The following is a 14,240-nucleotide window of genomic DNA, read 5'->3' on the forward strand; positions in this document are numbered from 1 at the left end:
TCAGCCTACCCGTTTCATCCGCACGGCTCGCCCGCCATCGACCTTGCCCATGAAACTGCCCATCGCGGCGCGTTTCAGTTCGATGTCCTGGCCCACTTTCGGATTGCCCGCGACGATCGCTTCGGTCGTGATCCATTGCGCGCCATCGTCCAGCCCGATCTGCCACTTGCCGTAGCCGAGGCTGCGGACGGACGCGATCTTTGCCGTGATCTGGCTGAAGCCATCCTCCTGCCGATCCTTTTGATCGTCACCGTCCGCTCCGCCCAGAAAGGGGAGTTTGGGGAAGGAGAAGCCAAACAGGGTCTTGCGTGTCTTGCTCAACTCGCCCTTGTCCAGCACCACCACTTCATCGCGCTGCGCGGCCGCCTCCATCGCGCCAACCTGTCGATCGAAGCAGGCGAGGCGCTGGGCATTGTCGGCAATCGCGCGGCATTGCAGCAGGTCGGTGAAAATCTCCGGCCGGGGCTGCTGCCGTTTGGGCGCGGCATGAACTGGCTGGAGGAAAAGACAGAGCGTAATGGTCGCGGAAACTGTCATAAAAGGTGCGCGCTTGATCGTCATGGGGCGTCTCTCCGGCTGTGTGGCGCGTTTGTCGCAGATAGCAGCACCCCACGGAAGCAACGTCAATAAGGGGCCGCAGCGGCTTTGGGCGCACCCGCTACGCCACAATCGGTCGACTGTTGCAGATAGGGCAGCATCATAAGTGCATCATATTGCAATTCAGTGAAATTATCTTGCTAAACAGGCGTAAAACAGCCCTCGGCAAACCTTGTTGCATTTATGATACAGGCCGCGTCAAAAAGCGGTGAGCCGCCCTTTCGCACGCTTTACAGCAGCCCGCGCCCCGCGCAGTTTCGCCCCATCCATATGGGGGGATCGCTGTCGGGCACCATGTCCCCCCGTAGGTACATTATAGTGGCAGGCCATCTGCCAGCCTCCAGAGCAAGGGACTGGACCGTGAAGACATTTTCCAAGAGGGCACTTTTGCGTGCCAGCGTCGCACCGGCGATTCTGGGCGCGTCGCTGATCGCGACCGCCGCATTCGCACAGGACGCGCCGCAGGCCGCCGACGCCGAAGTTGGTGACACCATCATCGTCACCGGCTCGCTGATCAAGAACCCCAATCTGGCGCGTTCGACCCCGGTTACGGCGACCACCGCCGACCAGATCGAACTGAAGCAGAACAACACCGCCGAAGAAATTCTGCGCGAAATTCCCGGTATCGTTCCCAGCGTGGGTTCGGCCGTCAACAACGGCAATGGCGGCGCTTCGTTCGTCAACCTGCGCGGCTTGGGTTCCAACCGCAACATCGTGCTGATCGACGGCAACCGCGTGGTTCCCGCCGAACTGAACGGCCGCTTCGATCTTAACAACATCCCGCTCGCGCTGATCGACCGTGTCGACGTGCTGACCGGCGGTGCGTCCACCACCTATGGCGCCGACGCCATTTCGGGTGTCGTCAACTTCGTTACCAAGTCCGACTTTGCCGGTCTGGAAGCGAACATCGCTAACCAGCTTACCGAAGAAGGTGACGGTCATTATGTCCGTGCCGACCTTACCATCGGTGCGAACTTCGATGACGGTCGCGGCAACGTGGTATTCTCGGTGGGCTATCAGCAGTCCGACCCGGTTTATCAGGGCGATCGCCCCTTCGCGGCCTTCTCGATCGATTCCTTCACCGGCGCAAATGGCGGTTCCGGCACATCGACCCCGTCGCGCTTCACCAACGTCAACACCACGGGTGCGGACTCGATCACCACGGGTTGCGGCCTGGCCGGTCAGATCGCCTGCAACACCGTGCAGGGCAACCGTCAGGTGACGGCTGCTGGCGGTGGCTTCCGTGGCACCTCGGCTTTCGACGCTTATAACTTCAACCCGTTCAACATCTTCCAGACGCCGTTTGAGCGTTTCAACATGTATGGCGCTGGCCGTTATGAAGTCAGCGACGCGGTAGAAGTCTATACGCGCGGGATCTTCTCGAAGAACACCGTCAGCACCATCATCGCACCGTCGGGCACCTTCGGTATCTCGGTCGTGGTTCCGCTCAGCAATCCTTATCTGTCGGCTGCACAGCGTAACGCCTTCTGCGCGTTCGACACCAATCCGGGCGTCGGCTACACCGCGCGCTTCACGCCTGAACAGTGTGCTGCTGCCGCCACCGCACAGCCGCTGAATGCTGACGGCACCGTGAACGCCAACTACCGCACCGTCACGACCGCGCTGTCGCGTCGTGCGACCGAACTGGGTCCGCGCATCTCGGACTTCACCACCACCTTCTTCGATTATCGCATCGGCGCGCGTGGCGGTATCACCGACTCGATCGACTGGGATCTGTCGGGTAGCTATGGCGAATCCGAAAACATCCAGACCCAGCAGGGCTACTGGCTGAACTCGCGCGTCCGTCAGGCGCTGCTGGCGACCAACACCGCCACCTGCCTGAACGACACCAATGGCTGCGTCCCGCTCAACGTGTTCGGTCCTGACGGCTCGATCACTGCCGCGCAAAACGCATTCCTGACCGCCAACAGCCAGGTCGCGACCAAGACGTCGCTGGCGCAGGTCAAAGGCACCGTCAGCGGTGACTTCGGCGTTGCGTCGCCCTTCGGTACGGACAGCGTCGCTTTCGCGGTCGGTGGCGAATATCGCAAATATGGTGCCAGCCAAGAATCCGATCTGCTGTCGCAGTCGGGCGATCTGGGCGGTGCCGGTGGTGCGGCTCCGAACATCGACGGCGGTTACGACGTCTATGAAGCCTATGGCGAAATCATCCTGCCGCTGGTGCAGGACAAGCCCTTCTTCCAGGATCTGACGGTCGAAGCGGGCATTCGCTATTCCGACTATGGGGTGCAGGGTGCGGCCGGTTACAACACCACCACCTGGAAGGTTGCAGGCAACTGGACCCCGGTTGATGGCATCAAGTTCCGTGGCAACTATTCGCGCGCCGTTCGTGCGCCGAACATCGCGGAACTGTTTGCACCGGTGAACACCACGCTGACCAACCTGGACAGCGATCCCTGCGCCGGCGCAGCGCCGACCCAGAACGCAAACCTGGGTGCGGTCTGTATCGCTCAGGGTGCGCCTGCTGCGCTGCTCGGTTCGATCATTAACGATCCGGCAGGTCAGGTGAACTCCACCGGCGGCGGTAACCTCGCTCTCGGCCCGGAAAAGTCGAACAGCTGGGGTCTGGGTGTGTCCCTGCAGCCTGCTGCTCTGCCCGGCTTCAGCCTGACGGTCGATTATTACAACATCAAGATTTCGGGTGCGATCACCAACCCGACGCCTGATGACGTAATTTCGGCCTGCTTCGACAACATCACCGCTGCCAGCGCCTCCAGCGCGGCTTGCACCGGTATCCGCCGTGACCCGGCGACCGGCGCACTGTTTGGTGAGCCTTCGGTTGTTGGCGGCCTGCCCCAGACGCTGTCGAACCTCGGCAAGCTGGCGACGGACGGCATCGACGTTCAGTTGAACTACAATAAGGATGTGAGCTTCGCCACCTGGGCGCTGACCGCGAACGGCAACTGGACGAACAGCTCGACGTTCCAGGCGACCCCGACTTCGATCAACCGCGAATGCGTTGGCCTCTATTCGGTCAACTGTGCGTCGATCCAGCCGGAGTTCAGCTGGTCGGTGCGGAACACGCTGCAGTTCAAGTCGTTCGACGTATCGCTGCTGTGGCGCTACATCGACGGCGTGAAGTATGAAGACGGTGACGCCTTCGTCGGCACGCTGAACGGCAAGCAGGTGGACTTCAACACCATTCCGGCCGAACATTATTTCGACCTGACCGGTCGTTTCCATGTGTCGGACGAAGTGACCATCACAATGACGGTGCAGAACCTGCTGGACAACCAGCCAAAGGTTGTCGGCAACTCCATCGGCAACACCAGCTACAACAGCGGCAACGTCTATCCGTCGACCTACGACGCGCTGGGCCGCCGTTACACCGTGGCTGCCAAGCTGCGCTTCTGATCCTTTCGATCAGGCAAGAAAAAGGAAGGGGCCGGTGGCGACACCGGCCCCTTTTTCATGGGACTATATAAACGGCGGGATGGGAAGGCGGCGATCATGCCCACCTGCTCGTTACTCTCAGGGCAGCAGCGGGCGGGGCAATGTTTCGTCTATGCCGACATTCTGCGCGATCTGGCGCGCCCATATGGCGACCTTGCCAATTTCCTCGGCATGAAGGTCCAGCCCTTGCCGAGCGTCGCGGGCGCGTTGCCCGGCGGTGAAGTCTGCGCCATTCTTGGCGTCGCGGGCGAATACCGGGCCGGTAACAATGTCCTCGATTGCTGCGCTGTCCAGCGCCAGCCCGAACAGTGTCGTCAGTGCGGCCAGACTCTCGCGTGGCCGGGCCATCAGCAATCTACTGTCCAGCGTGTTGACCCTCGCGCCCAACCGATCGCACAGCCCTTGAAACTGATGGTGCTGCGCCAGCCACCCGGCGGCCGCGACCTGAATATCGGTAAGCCCCAGATAGTCGTCAGGGACGATGCCCAGAGGTGCCAGCATCCCTTCGCGCAGCAGTTTGCCAAACAGATCGCGTACCCACAGCCGCCCCCACATCCCCTTGCGCGCGATCGAGGCTAGATAGGCGTCGAGCGGGGCGTGGAGAAGGAGCGCGCGTGCATCGGGGCGCAGGCCCATGATCGCAGGAATCAGCGGGTTGATGAGGTTGGAAGGCTTGACGATCACTGCTTCGCCGGGGGCAAAGGGGCGAGCGAGCAGGCGCAGCCCTTCATCCAGAACCCGCGCCACATCCGCTCCCTTCGCGCCGCGATGCCGCCAGCCGACAATGTCGTTGAGCAGCACGGGTTCCTTCAGCCCCATCGCAATGCCCGGCAAGTCGAATATAGCGGCCAGCAAGGTGGAGCAGCAATAAGCGGAATGGAAAAGGAAATGGACCGATGCGGGCGGCGACGCGAGCGCCACGCCCTCGCTGCGGCGCACGACCAGCGGGGTCGCCGATTGCGGCAGATATTCGTCGATCAGGAAAGGAATGGTCGCGTGATGGGCGCGGGGGGCGTTGACCATGTGAAAGGCGTCATGCCCCGGATCGTAGCGATGCGCCAGCCAGTCGGCGCTGGCCATGACGGTGGCGATAGGCGGGAAAGGCACGGGCATGACGGCAAGCTTTCGCATGGTCGCCAGCGCCGCACAAGCTGCCCCAATAGCTTCGCTTGCCAGTCGGCGCGCATCTGTTAGCGATGGAGAATAGAAAGCTGGGGGGCTTTATGGATCAGACGGACGCGCGGTTGTTGCAACAGGCAGGGGAGGCGCGGCGGCAGGGCCGGGTGGCAGACGCGCAAGCGGCTTTGGCGCAAGTGATTGCGCGCCATCCGGGAGAACCACAGGCGTTGAACATGCTGGGGTTGATTGCGCTGGACGGGCGCGATTTTGCAACGGCAGCGGGACATTTTGAGGCAGCGGCGCAGGCCGATCCGGGGGAAGCGGCACTGTGGATGAACGTGGCGTCGGCGCAGCGCGGGTTGGCCGATGCGGCGGGCGAGCGGGCGGCGCTGGACCGGGCGCTGGCAATCGACCAGCGCAACCTGATGGCGCAGGTTCGTATGGCGCAGTTGCAGCAACGATTGGGTGAGGAACGCGAAGCGGCCGATAGCTGGGGCAAGGTGCTGGCGCTGGCGGCGGGGCTGACCGATATACCTGCGCCGCTGGCGCAAACGCTGGCGGACGCGCGACAGTTTGTCAGCGATCATAAGGCGCATTTCGCTGCGTTTGTCGAGGCAGGCGTGGCCGCACCGCTGGCCAGCGCCGATCCGGTGTCGCAGCGCCGGTTCCAGGCCTGTCTGGACCGGGAGTTCGGGCGGCGCACGATCCACCAGAATCACTGTTCCGGGCTGCATTATCCCTTCCTTCCCGCCGACGAATATTTCGATCGCCAGCATTTCCCGTGGATGGACGCGCTGGAGGCGCAGACCGATGCGATCCGGGCGGAGTTTCTGGCGATGGTGGCCCGCGATGGCGGAAGCATACGCCCCTATGTTCGGCAGGATGCGGGAACGCCGCAAAACAAGTGGACGGCGCTGGATGGATCGTTGGACTGGGGCGCTGCGTTCCTGTGGGAATATGGCGTGCGCAACGAAGCGGTGTGCGCGGCTTGCCCGCAGACGGTCGCTGCGCTGGAGGCGTTGCCCCGCGCGGACATTCCGGGGCGAGCGCCGTCGGCCTTCTTTTCGCTGCTCAAGCCCCGGAGCCATATTCCCGCGCATACGGGCGTCACCAACACCCGCGCCATCGTGCATTTGCCGCTGATAGTGCCGCCCGGTTGCATTTTTCGTGTAGGCGACGAAACGCGGGCATGGGAAGAAGGCGCGGCCTTCGCCTTTGACGATACGATAGACCATGAGGCGTGGAACGAGTCCGATCATCTGCGCGTCGTGTTGATATTCGACATATGGAACCCGCATTTGTCGCTTGCGGAGCAGATGTTATTGAAGCAATTCTATGCCACGGCCGATGCGAGCAAGACGAACGACGTTTTTCCGCGCATCTGATCGACGGCATGGCGTTAACCCGGTGATGCGGGGCGCTGTCGTCGCCTTTCTGGGAGATTATCAGTGCAGTTATTCAAGGCAGTCATGGCGTCCGGCCTGATCATGATAGCGCTTCCTGCGCTGGCGCAGGATGGGTCGAAGCTGGACCGGAACGATCCCAATGCGGTGCGGTGCAAGCGGTTCCAGGTGACGGGATCGCTGGTGAAGAAGGAGCGGGTCTGCAAGACCAACGCCGAATGGCGCACGCTGACCGAACAGCAGAACCGGGATGCCGACGATCTGATCACGCGCAGCCGGGCGGGAATGAACCCGAACGGGTGATGCGGTGAGGTGGAGAATCGTCACCCCGGATCAAGTCCGGGGTGACGACAAGGGGGAAGCATTGCCCCCCCCAGCCAGCTGTTTAGCTGACCCCCAGCGCCAGTGCGCCGTCGCCATCCTCGACCCGGACGGTCGATCCGTCCGGCACGTTGCCGCGCAGGATCATGTCGGCCAGCGGGTCTTGCAGATAGCGCTGGACCGCGCGCTTCAATGGCCGCGCGCCATAGACCGGATCATAGCCGACCCGTCCCAGCCACGCCCGCGCGCCGTCGGTCAGGTCGAGTGCGATCTTGCGATCTTTCAGCAGTTTCTGCACGCGGGCGACCTGAATATCCACGATCGGCGCCATATGGGCGGCACCCAGCCGATGGAACAGGATCACTTCGTCCAGCCGGTTGAGAAATTCGGGGCGGAAATGGCCGCGCACGATGTCCATCACCTGATCCTCGACCTTTTCGACCGGATCGTCATCGGCCAGGCCCGCAATATATTGGCTGCCCAGATTGGATGTCAGCACGATGATCGTGTTGGTGAAATCGACCGTGCGGCCCTGCCCGTCGGTCAGGCGGCCATCGTCCAGCACCTGAAGCAGGATGTTGAACACGTCGCCATGCGCCTTTTCCACCTCGTCGAACAGAACGACCTGATAGGGGCGGCGGCGGACGGCTTCGGTCAGGACGCCGCCTTCTTCATAGCCGACATAGCCGGGCGGCGCGCCGATCAGCCGGGCGACGGAGTGTTTCTCCATGAATTCGCTCATGTCGATGCGGACCATGGCGTTTTCATCGTCGAACAGGAAACCGGCCAGTGCCTTGGTCAATTCGGTCTTGCCGACGCCCGTGGGGCCAAGGAAGAGGAAGCTGCCCAAGGGCCGGTTGGGATCCTGTAGTCCCGCGCGGGCGCGGCGGACGGCGGTGGACACGGCGCGCACGGCATCGGCCTGGCCAATGACGCGCTTGCCCAAAGTTTCCTCCATCGCCAGCAGCTTTTCGCGCTCGCCGGTCAGCATCCGTTCGACCGGGATTCCGGTCCAGCGGGCGACGACACCGGCTATGTCCTCCGCCGTCACTTCCTCGCGCAGCATGGTGCCTTCGGACGCGGTGGCCGCTTGCGCCAATCGCTTTTCCAGCGCGGGGATAGCGCCGTAGGACAGCTCGCTCATCCGGGCGAGGTCGCCTGCCCGCTGCGCCTGTTCCAGTTCGAGGCGTGCGGCGTCGAGCTGTTCCTTGACCTTGGCTTCGCCTGCAATCTTGTCCTTTTCCGCCTGCCAGCGAGTCGTCAGCGTCGTGGATTGCTCCTCCAGATTGGCAAGGTCCGATTCCAGCGTAGCGAGCCGGTCCTTTGACGGCTGGTCGCTTTCCTTTTTCAGCGCTTCCCGCTCGATCTTGAGCTGGATGATGCGGCGGTCGAGATTCTCGATTTCTTCGGGCTTGGACTCCACCTCCATGCGCAGGCGGCTGGCCGCTTCGTCCATCAGGTCGATCGCCTTGTCGGGCAGGAAGCGGTCAGTGATATAGCGGTTGGAAAGCGTCGCGGCGGACACGATCGCGCCGTCGGTGATCCGCACGCCATGGTGCAGTTCGTACTTCTCCTTCAGCCCGCGCAGGATCGAGATGGTGTCTTCCACCGTCGGTTCGCCCACGAATACGGGCTGGAACCGGCGCTGGAGCGCGGGGTCTTTTTCGACATATTTGCGATATTCGTCGAGCGTGGTTGCGCCGATGCAATGGAGTTCGCCGCGTGCCAGCGCAGGCTTGAGCAGATTGCCCGCGTCCATTGCGCCTTCGCTTTTGCCTGCGCCGATCAGCGTGTGCATTTCATCGATGAACAGGACGACTTGCCCCTCGGCCGCTTTCACTTCGTCCAGCACGCCTTTCAGGCGTTCCTCGAACTCGCCGCGATATTTCGCGCCTGCGATCAGCGATCCCATGTCGAGCGCCATCAGCGTGCGCCCTTTGAGCGTGTCTGGCACGTCGCCATTGGCGATGCGCAGCGCCAATCCCTCCGCGATGGCTGTCTTGCCGACGCCGGGGTCGCCGATCAGGACCGGGTTATTCTTGGTCCGGCGCGCGAGAATCTGGATGGTGCGGCGGATTTCCTCGTCCCGGCCGATGACCGGGTCCAGCTTGCCGTCGCGCGCCGCCTGCGTCAGGTCGCGGGCGAATTTCTTGAGCGCGTCATAGCGATCCTCCGCGCCTGCGGTGTCGGCGCTGCGGCCCTGGCGCAGATGATTGATGGCAGCGTTGAGCGCTTCGGGCTTCACCCCTGCGGCGCTCAGTGCCTTGCCCGCCGCCGTGGTGGTGGCCAGCGTCAGGGCAAGGAGCAGCCGTTCGACGGTGACGAAGCTGTCGCCTGCCTTGGCCGCGACCTGTTCGGCGGAATCAAGCAGGCGCACGGCGTCATTGTCGAGGCCGGGGGTCTGTTGCGCGCCGGAGCCGGAGACGGACGGCACTTTGGCCAGTGCCGCGTCGGTTTCGCGCAGCGCGGTGGGCGCGTCGCCGCCAGCGGCCTTGATGAGGCCGGACGCCATGCCCTGCTCATCCTCCAGCAGCGCTTTCAACAGATGTTCCGGGCTGATCCGCTGATGGCTCATGCGGATCGCGACGGTTTGCGCCGATTGCAGGAAGCCTTTGGCGCGGTCAGTGAATTTTTCGAGGTTCATAAGATGCCCTTCGTATAACTGCCCCTCATGTGGTGTTGCCCAAAGGCCACACAAGGGGCGATACGCAATTTCCGCAATGGATTGGGGTCAGCGTGGCGCGGGTGCTTTGGGCTGGTCCCCGGCGAAGGCGTCACCGAAGAAATCGTGGGCATACCAGCGTGGCGCTTCCGCCGCGTCGGCGATTTCACGCGCGATGGCGTAATTGACGCGGGCGAATTTGGCCGCGGCGTTCCAGTCGAAGGGCAGATCGACCTGATCGGATGGTTGGTGATAGTTGGTCTTGAGGAAATGTTCGAACGCGGCTTTCCCCGGCCCCGCAAAGCCGGTCATCAGGAATACCGACGGCACACCTTCCTGCACGAAACGATAATGGTCCGATCGGGTGAACAATCCTTCGGCAGGGAGCGGATCGGGCGAGAGAGTGACGCCTGCGGCCCTGGCGGCGCGGTCCACGATCGGGCCAAGGGTCGAATGTTCCGCGCCGAACGCGACGACATCGGCAAAATCATAGGTCAGGATCGGCATGTCGAGATTGACGACGCCGACCAGCTTGCCGCCAGCGGGCAGCACCGGGTTCTTCGCCAGATATTGCGAGCCGAGCAGCCCGTCCTCCTCCGCCGTGACCGCTGCGAACACGATGGAGCGTTTGGGGCGTGCGCCGCCTTGCGCAAATGCCCTGGCGACGGCCAGCATGGTGGCGGTGCCGGACGCATTGTCCATCGCGCCATTATAGATTTTGTCCGCGCCCTTCGCGCTGTCCTTGACCCCATTATGGTCGAGATGGGCCATCAGCAGCACATATTCATGGGCGAGCGCCGGGTCTGACCCCGGCAACACCGCCAGCACATTGGCCGATGGCGCGGTGCGGACGGTGCTGGCGCGTTCCAGCGTGACGAGCGGCTTGAGCGCGAAGCCTTTGGGGCGGCCGCCCTTCTTCGCGGCTTCTTTCATGATCGCCGCCAGCGTGCGGCCCGATCCGGCCAGCAGGGCGTCGGCGGCCGGGCCGTTGACCGAGGCGCTGCCGCGAATGGCGGGGGTGCGGACATAGGGCTGACCCTGCGCGTCGAGCCAGCTGACGACGGGATCATTGCTGCGGTCGCGCAGTTTTTCCCAGGGCATCCGGGCCAGCAGGCTGGGGCTGGGGATGGTGATGAGGCCGATCGCGCCTGCCTTTTGCGCGGCCAGCCCTTTTTCGGCGGCAAGATGCGCGCCGACTTCGCTGGGCATCCCGACCGGCGAGCCGGACAGGACGACGGCATATTTTCCGCGCAGGTCGAGGCCGGCATAATCGTCGATCTTTTCCCGGTCCGATTGCAGGCCATAGCCGACGAATATTGCTTGGGCGGCGATGCTTTGTTTCGTTTCGCGACCAAAGCCGGAAATGGCGACTTCGCCGCCATTGGCGAAGCGCTGCCCGCCGATGGTGAGGGCGGCAGGCGTGGCTTTGTCGAGGTCAGCCAGCGCCAGCGTGACCGGTTGATACCAGCTGTCCTTCACGGCCTGTTGCAGGCCGAGCGCGGTGAAGCGGGCCGCGACGAAGCGGGCGGCAATGTCATAGCCGCGCGTCCCGGCGTCGCGCCCCTCCAGCAGGTCGTCGGACAGGAATGTGATGTCGGACCGGATCGCATCGGGCGAAAAGGTCGCTTCCTGCGCCAGCGCGGGGGCGGAGAGGGCAAGCAGGGAAGCGAGGACGGGCAGGCGGCGGAACATGGTAACCCTTTGCAGTGCATGATCGCACGGAACCTATCGCGGTCCTTCGCGCTGTCCAGCCTGATGCGTATTGCGCTGCTAAAACGCCCCGCTATTCTACTGCCATCCATGGGCCGTCCGGTCCGCCCGCTTTTGCCAGAGGCCAGTTCATGATCCAGTCCCATTTGTCGCGCCGCCTGCCCCTGCTGATCGGCCTGTCCGCGCTGGCGATGACGCCGGTGACGCAGGCGGTGGCGCAGAGCGCGCCTGCCGCCGCCAAGCCTGCGCCGCTGTCCAGCCTGGTGTCGGCGGTCGACATTCCCTACGAACAGTTCACGCTGAAAAATGGCCTGCGCGTCATTGTCCATACCGACCGCAAGGCGCCGGTGGTGGCGGTGTCGATCTGGTATCATGTCGGGTCGCGGCATGAGCCGGTGGGCAAGACCGGCTTTGCCCATCTGTTCGAACATCTGATGTTCTATGGTTCGGAAAATGCCGATGGGCCGTTTTTCGGGCGGCTGGAAGATATTGGCGCGACCGACTGGAACGGGACGACATGGTTCGACCGCACCAATTATTTCGAAACAGTGCCGACCGGCGCGCTCGACCGGGCGCTGTTTCTGGAATCCGACCGGATGGGCCATTTGCTGGGGGCAGTGACGCAGACGAAACTGGATGCCCAGCGCGGCGTGGTGCAGAATGAAAAGCGGATGGGGGAGAATGAACCCTATGGGCTGGTCGAATATGCGCAGCTCGACGCGATGCTGCCCGCTGGCCACCCCTATCGCCATTCCACCATCGGGTCGATGGCGGACCTGAACGCCGCCAGCCTTGCCGACGTGCAAAGCTGGTTCAAGACCCATTATGGCCCGAATAATGCCGTGCTGGTGCTGGCAGGCGATATCGACGTGCCGACCGCGAAGAAGAAGGTGGAACGCTGGTTCGGCAATATCGCCGCTGGCCCGGCACCGCAGGATATGGATGCGACTGTCCCGACGCTCGACAAGGATGTCGAGAAGGTGATGAAGGATAATGTCGCGGCGACCCGCCTCTATCGCAACTGGATCGTGCCGGGCGTCAATGGCCCGGATCTGGCGGCGCTCGATCTGGCGCTGTCGGTATTTGGCGGGCTGGGTTCCTCGCGCCTCTATTCGACGCTGGTGCGCGATGAGAAGGTGGCGGTGGGCGTGAAGGCCAGCGTCCAGCCGTTCGAGAAATTGAGCATGGCGGAGATTACCGTCGACGTGAAGCCGGGGCAGGATGCCGTGGCGGTGGGCAAGCGGCTCGACGCGCTGCTGGCCGATTATCTGGCCAAGGGGCCGAGCGCCGACGAGGTGCAGCGCGCCGCGACGCAGCAGGTGGCAGGCACGATTTCCGGGCTGGAGCAGGTGGGCGGCTTTACTGGCAAGGCGGTGACGCTGGCCGAGGGCGCAGTCTATTCGGGCGACCCGGAGAAATATCGCAAGGATCTGGCCGCTTATGCTGCCGCGACCCCGGCGCAGGTCGGCGACGCTGCGCGCAAATGGCTGGGGCGGCCCGTGTTCAGGCTGACCGTTGCGCCGGGCGAGCGGTCGGCGGCGGACAATGCGCTGGCGGGCAATGCGACGATGAAGCCTGCTTATTTCCGTGATCCCGAAGCCGCCGCGCCTGCCGCCGGAACCCCGCCCAAGCCGACGAAGATTGCCGAGCCGCCGATCGAGCCGGTCGCGGATCTGGATTTCCCCACGGTGGAACATGCCACGCTGAAGAACGGGATAAAGGTGGCGTTCGCGCGGCGGGCGACCGTGCCGACGGTGCGGGTGTCGGTGGCGTTCGATGCGGGTAACGCCGCCGATGACCGCGCCAAGCTTGGCACGGCGGCGCTGACCACGGCGTTGCTGGACGAGGGGACCAAGACGCGCAGTTCGCTGGAAATTGCGCAGGAGCAGGAGCGGCTGGGCGCGGCGGTGAGCGCGGGCAACAGCATGGACCGGACCACGGTGGGGCTGTTCGCGCTCAAGCCCAATCTGGATGCGTCGCTGGGCCTGCTGGCCGATGTGGTGCGCAACCCCGCCTTTGCGCCAAGCGAGGTCGAGCGGTTGCGCGGGCAGATGCTGACCCGGATCGCCGCGGAAAAGACCGAGCCGATGGCGATCGCACAGCGCATGTTGCCGCCCTTGCTATACGGAAAGGCGCATCCCTATGGCATCCCGTTTACCGGGTCGGGCACGGAAAGCGGGGTGAAGGCGGTGACGCGGGCCGATCTGGTAGCGTTCCATGACGGCTGGCTGCGGCCCGACAATGCGAAGATATTCGTGACCGGCGACACCAGCATGGCGCAGTTGCTGCCGCTGCTGGAAAAGCGGTTCGGCGACTGGACCGCGCCTGCCGCGCCCAAGGGGGTGAAGCAATATCGCATGGACCGGATGGCGCGCCCGGCGCGGATCATCCTGATCGACAAGCCGCAAAGCCCGCAGTCGATGATTTTGGCGGGCGTGCTGACGAGCAAAAAGGGGACCGACAATCCGGTGACGCTCCAGTCCGCCAATGAGGTTCTGGGCGGCAGCACCACGTCGCGGCTGACCATGGACCTGCGTGAAGCCAAGGGGTGGGCCTATGGCGCCGGGACGTCGCTGCCCGGTGTCAAGGACACGATCCCGCTGCTGGTCTATGCCCCGGTGCAGACCGACAAGACCGGCGAATCCATCATCGCGGCGCGGCAGGACATCAAGGATTTCCTGACGACCAAGGGGACGAGCGAGGCCGAACGCAACCAGACGATCAACGGGCAGATATTGTCGCTGCCGGGCAGTTTCGAGACCTCCTCCGACCTGCTGGGCGCGATGATGCGCAACGACCTGATCGGCCGGGCGGATGATTTCTATGAGACGCTGCCCAAGATTTACCGGGCGATGACGGCGGCCGATTTCGACAAGGCGGCGCGTGAGGCTATCAATGCCGACGGGCTGATCTGGGTCGTAGTCGGCGATGCCAAGCTGGTGCGCCCACAGCTTGACGCGGTGGGTTCGCCGGTGGAAACAGGCACATTGGCTGATTGACGGCCACGTAAAGGA

Annotated in this window: 8 protein-coding genes; 4 read left to right on the forward strand and 4 right to left on the reverse strand. The window is 63.6% G+C overall.

The features are described 5' to 3' along the window. Nucleotides 1-561, reverse strand: coding sequence for a hypothetical protein (locus tag SPBM01_RS18585; RefSeq protein WP_410483010.1), 561 nt, complete (start codon nucleotides 559-561; stop codon nucleotides 1-3). A 396-nt stretch (nucleotides 562-957) separates the two neighbouring features. Between SPBM01_RS18585 and SPBM01_RS18590 the strand changes: the two genes are divergently transcribed. Further along, a complete protein-coding gene (locus tag SPBM01_RS18590; protein ID WP_188065822.1) occupies nucleotides 958-3,972 on the forward strand; it encodes a TonB-dependent receptor domain-containing protein in 3,015 nt (1,004 codons plus the stop codon). A gap of 117 nt (nucleotides 3,973-4,089) precedes the next feature. On the opposite strand, the gene SPBM01_RS18595 is transcribed toward SPBM01_RS18590, so the two are convergent. Next, nucleotides 4,090-5,142 carry a hypothetical protein gene (locus tag SPBM01_RS18595; protein WP_262504256.1) on the reverse strand — a complete coding sequence of 351 codons (1,053 nt, stop codon included), beginning with the start codon at nucleotides 5,140-5,142 and terminating at the stop codon, nucleotides 4,090-4,092. Between the two features lie 92 nt (nucleotides 5,143-5,234). On the opposite strand from SPBM01_RS18595, the gene SPBM01_RS18600 reads away from it, so the two are divergent. Continuing rightward, on the forward strand, nucleotides 5,235-6,515 hold the full coding sequence (locus SPBM01_RS18600; RefSeq protein WP_262504257.1) for an aspartyl/asparaginyl beta-hydroxylase domain-containing protein: 1,281 nt from the start codon (nucleotides 5,235-5,237) through the stop codon (nucleotides 6,513-6,515). A gap of 84 nt (nucleotides 6,516-6,599) precedes the next feature. Then, on the forward strand, nucleotides 6,600-6,836 hold the full coding sequence (locus tag SPBM01_RS18605) for a hypothetical protein (RefSeq protein ID WP_188065824.1): 237 nt from the start codon (nucleotides 6,600-6,602) through the stop codon (nucleotides 6,834-6,836). Between the two features lie 82 nt (nucleotides 6,837-6,918). Here the strand turns inward: SPBM01_RS18605 and clpB are convergent, their stop codons facing one another. After that, complete coding sequence (clpB, locus tag SPBM01_RS18610; RefSeq protein ID WP_188062982.1) at nucleotides 6,919-9,498, reverse strand: ATP-dependent chaperone ClpB; 2,580 nt, start codon at nucleotides 9,496-9,498, stop codon at nucleotides 6,919-6,921. A gap of 87 nt (nucleotides 9,499-9,585) precedes the next feature. Then, nucleotides 9,586-11,208: a M28 family metallopeptidase gene (locus SPBM01_RS18615; RefSeq protein WP_188062983.1), complete on the reverse strand. Its 1,623-nt coding sequence runs from the start codon at nucleotides 11,206-11,208 to the stop codon at nucleotides 9,586-9,588. A 149-nt stretch (nucleotides 11,209-11,357) separates the two neighbouring features. On the opposite strand from SPBM01_RS18615, the gene SPBM01_RS18620 reads away from it, so the two are divergent. Further along, nucleotides 11,358-14,225 carry a M16 family metallopeptidase gene (locus tag SPBM01_RS18620; protein WP_188062984.1) on the forward strand — a complete coding sequence of 956 codons (2,868 nt, stop codon included), beginning with the start codon at nucleotides 11,358-11,360 and terminating at the stop codon, nucleotides 14,223-14,225. Nucleotides 14,226-14,240: the final 15 nt, after the last annotated feature.

The organism is Sphingobium sp. KCTC 72723, assembly GCF_014280435.1.
Lineage (GTDB): Bacteria > Pseudomonadota > Alphaproteobacteria > Sphingomonadales > Sphingomonadaceae > Sphingobium.